This window comes from Micromonospora sp. NPDC047753, assembly GCF_040642735.1.
In the GTDB taxonomy this organism is placed as follows: domain Bacteria; phylum Actinomycetota; class Actinomycetes; order Mycobacteriales; family Micromonosporaceae; genus Micromonospora.
The window spans coordinates 1-3832 of sequence record NZ_JBEYSL010000582.1 but is presented as its reverse complement, the minus strand read 5'-3'; the positions used below and the strand labels follow the sequence as shown (position 1 = coordinate 3832).

General features: G+C 68.5%; 2 protein-coding genes. Both read right to left on the bottom strand.

The features are described 5' to 3' along the window. Positions 1 to 246: 246 nt before the first annotated feature. The gene (locus tag ABZ749_RS31295; protein WP_357234116.1) at positions 247 to 1593 is read right to left on the bottom strand and encodes a cellulose binding domain-containing protein; all 1347 of its coding nucleotides are present in this window, start codon (positions 1591 to 1593) and stop codon (positions 247 to 249) included. A 283-nt stretch (positions 1594 to 1876) separates the two neighbouring features. Then, the gene (locus ABZ749_RS31290) at positions 1877 to 3460 is read right to left on the bottom strand and encodes a cellulase family glycosylhydrolase (protein WP_357234118.1); all 1584 of its coding nucleotides are present in this window, start codon (positions 3458 to 3460) and stop codon (positions 1877 to 1879) included. Positions 3461 to 3832: the final 372 nt, after the last annotated feature.

The following is a 3832-nucleotide window of genomic DNA, read 5'->3' as shown; positions in this document are numbered from 1 at the left end:
CCCCGCCCGCGGCCGACGCCGCCCCAGACATTGGGCTCGACCGAAACGGTGGTGAGGTTGAAGCGATGGCCTGCCATCGATTCGAAGCTTTTGAGCGGCCGAGGCGGGGCGCTCCCCGCGCACCCCTGGGGTGTTGCTCGGTCTGCCGACGATCGGCGCACCGCCGGTCGTGGCTGCCCCCGCCGCTGGCTGCGCCACCCACTGACCGCGCGGAGGGGGCCCCTCGACGAGGGGTCCCCTCCGTGGTCAGACGGTAATCTTGCCGGCGCCGGCGCCCGCCGTCACGATGGACTTGACGTTGCTCGCGGTGTCCAGCTGGTACGAGTACGGGATGCTGGCCACGCTGCCGCCGGTCTGGCCGGTGGGCGAGTTGACGAAGTGGTTGTTGCGGGCGACCAGGCTGCCGGGCCCCGAGTCCCCCTCGCCGAGGTGGTACGGGTCGTCGACCTTCTCGAAGTAGTTGCCCTCGACGAGCACGCCGGCGTTCTCGGTGGACGCGACGCCGTAGCCGCCGTTGGCCCGGTAGTAGTTGTTGTAGACGTGCACCGGGTTGCCGAAGCGCACCCGGGGGTTGCGCTGGTTGCTGCCGTCGAACCAGTTGTGGTGGTAGCTCACCCGCAGGTGACCGACATCCTGGCTGGCGTTGTCGTCGCTGTGACCGAGCAGCATCGTCTTGTCGTGGCTGAAGACCCGGTTCCACGAGACGGTGACGAAGTCCGAGCCGCGTTTGATGTCGACGGCGCCGTCGTACCCGTTGCTGAAGCTGTTGTGGTCGATCCAGATGTTGGTGGCCGACTCCTGCACGTTTATCGCGTCGTCGTTCCAGTTGCGGAAGGTCAGGTTGCGAATGATCACGTTGCGGTCACCGCTGATGTTGAGCCCGCAGCCGACGATCGTCGCCCCGTAGTTGCCGATGATGGTCTTGTTGGACCGGACCCGCAGCATCCCCGAGCAGGTGATCGTCCCGGTCACCCGGATGACTGCGGCGCCGGTGGCGTTCAGCGCGCTGGTCAGGCCCGAGGCGTTGCTGACGGTGGTCGTGGCGGCGTTGCCGCCACCCGTGGTGCCGCCGTTCTGGGTGGCCCAGCCGACCAGCGCCGACGGCTGCTGGCCGGGCGGGGGAGTGCTCGACGGTGGCGGGGTGGTCGGCGGCGGGGTGGTCGGTGTGGTGCTGCCGGTGCAGGCGACGTTGTTCAGGCTGAAGCTGCTCGGAGCCGGGTTGCTGGAGTTGTTCCAACTCGCGTTGAAGCCGAACGAGGCGCTGGCGTTCGTCGCCAGGTTGCCGTTGTAGTCGACGTTCGTCGCGGAGACCTGGCTGCCGCTCTGCGTGACTGTGGCGCCCCACGCCTGGCTGGTCTGCTGACCGGCCCCGTACGACCAGCGCAGCGTCCACCCGGAGACCGGGTCGCCGAGGTTGGTGACTGTGACGTTGCCGGTGAATCCCCCCGGCCACTGGCTGGCGACCGAGTAGGCCACCTGGCAGCCGGCGGCCGCCTGGGCCGACACGGAGGCCAAGAGCCCGGCGGTGACCAAGGCGGCGGTGGCTGCGGCAGTGGTGGCGATCAGCGTCATTCGACGCCGTCCTGTGCGCATGCTGCTTCCTTTCGATGAGGCGGACGGAGGTGTCGCGACGCCCATGCCCGTGGGCGGCGAATCTCGGCCGGGACCAGTGGTCCTCGGGCCCGCCGGTGCAGGTTCGTGAAGGAGAGCGGCTCCCGCGCTCGCACCCGCCAACGAAGAGGCAAGCGCTTTCCCGATAAGAACATAGAAGGATCTGAATGTAAATGGCCGGGACGGCCGATGCGCTGCGCACCAGCCGTCCCGGCAGTAATGCACCGGCCGTACCGGCAAGCAGTACATCGGCCGTCCTGGTGGATCAGCAGGCGGTGCCGTTGAGTTTCACAGTGCCCGGTGCGCTCGCCGTGCCGTTGGCGGTGAAGCCCACCGTGACCGACCCGCCCGCCGGCAGGGACGGAGCGTGGCTCGGAGCCGCCGCGGTCACCGTCGTACCGGACTGCGTGACAGTGGCGTTCCAACCACTGCCCAACGTCACCCCGGACGGCCAACTCCAGGTGACCGACCACGGGTTAACCGCGCCCGAGCCGGTGTTCTTCACCGTCAACTCGCCCTGGAAGCCGCCCTGCCAGGCGTTGACCTGCCGGTAGGTGGCCGTGCAGGCGCCGGTCGGCGGGTCCGTCGGCCCGCCGGTCGGCGGCCCGCTGGTGCCGCCACCGGACGGCGCGATCAGGTACGGCTGGAGGATCGCCTGCTTGACGGTGTTGACATTGGTCCAGTCGTCCAACGCGATGCCGCCGGTGTCACCCGAGTTGGGGTTCCACGACCAGTAGGTGAAGGACATCCCGGTCACCCCGGTCCCGGTGTACGCCATCAACTTCTCCAGCCACACCTTGTCCTTCGGGTCGACCAGGGTGCTGCCGAACTCGCCCATCATGATCGGGGCGATGTTCTGCTTGTAGAGGTAACCGAAGTACTTGTCCCAGATGGCCGGCATGTTCGCCGGGTAGTCCGGGGCGTCGAACCAGGTCTGCCGGTACACCGAGGTGGCGTACTCGTGCGGCGAGTAGACCAACCGGTTCGCCACACTCAGCCGGACCGGGAACTGACCCGCCTTCGACAGGTTGCCACCCCACCAACCGCAGTCCTCGTCGTTGCTGGTGTCGCCGTCCCAGACGTTGGAGAGGCCACCACTCGGGCAGCTCACACCCTCCACGAAGATCAACCAGTTGGGCTGGACACCGAGGACGGCGTTCCCGGCCCGCTCGGCGGCGAGCCGCCAGTCCCGGGTCGTGTCGCCACAGCCCCAGCACGCGCCGGTGGCCGCCGGGTTGGTGCCCTCCGCGTGCGGCTCGTTGTGCAGGTCGGCGCCGATCACCGTCGGGTTGCCCGCGTACCGCTGAGCGAGCATCTTCCAGTCGTTGATCCAGGTCGCCTCGGAAACAGTCGACGTGTACCAGAGTGGTGACTGCCCGGCCGCCGTCGGCCGGTGCCGGTCCAGGATGATGCGCATGCCCTTGCTGCCGGCGTAGTCGATCACCTTGTCCAGGATCTGCAACGGCGACAGCCCGATCAGGTCCGGGTTGACGAAGTCGTTGATCCCACTGGCGGTCGCACCCGGCTTCAGCGCGTCGTTCGAGTACGGCACCCGCAACGTGTTGTAACCCAACCGGGCCATTGTGTCGAGCTGCCCCCGCCACGGGTTGTTCGACCACAACCCGTGGAAGGTCTTGTTGTCGGTCTCCATGCCGAACCAGTTGATGCCGGTCAACCGGACCGTTGCACCGGTGCTGTCCACGATCTGGTTGCCACTGGTATGCAGATAACCCGTACCGGTGCCGGCGGCGACGGCCGGGCTGGTGCTGACAGCGGTGGCGAGGAACACGCCAGCCGCGACGGTGACGAGCGCGGTGAGCGCGCCGCCGAGAGCCTTCGGACGGAACAATTCAAGCTCCACTTCGGAGATCCGGCGCCGTCCAGAAACGACGCCGGCGGGCGGCCGTCCGCACGTCACGGTCCCTCAGGGGTACGCGGACAGCACGCGACGGACCATGTCACGCGGACGTGGTCACTCGCGGAAGCTCACCGGCGACCCTCGACGGCGGATGCTCCGCCTTCGTCGCCCTCGCACCGGTGGCCCTACCTGGCTCCGTCGCTCATTCTGATCAGCCCACGTCAATGCGTCAACCTGCCATCGGCCCCGCCCTGCGCTGCCCCGCACCGCCCTGCGCTGCCCCGCACCGCCCTGCGCGTCGGTCACCGGCGAGCGGTCCCAGGTCGGCGCCGACCGTGTGGCCGGCCTGCTCGACCTGGGACC

Coding starts and splice junctions, on each gene's coding strand:
- ABZ749_RS31295 (WP_357234116.1), bottom strand. CDS start 1,593: ATGCGCACAGGACGGCGTCGAATGACGCTGATCGCCACCACTGCCGCA.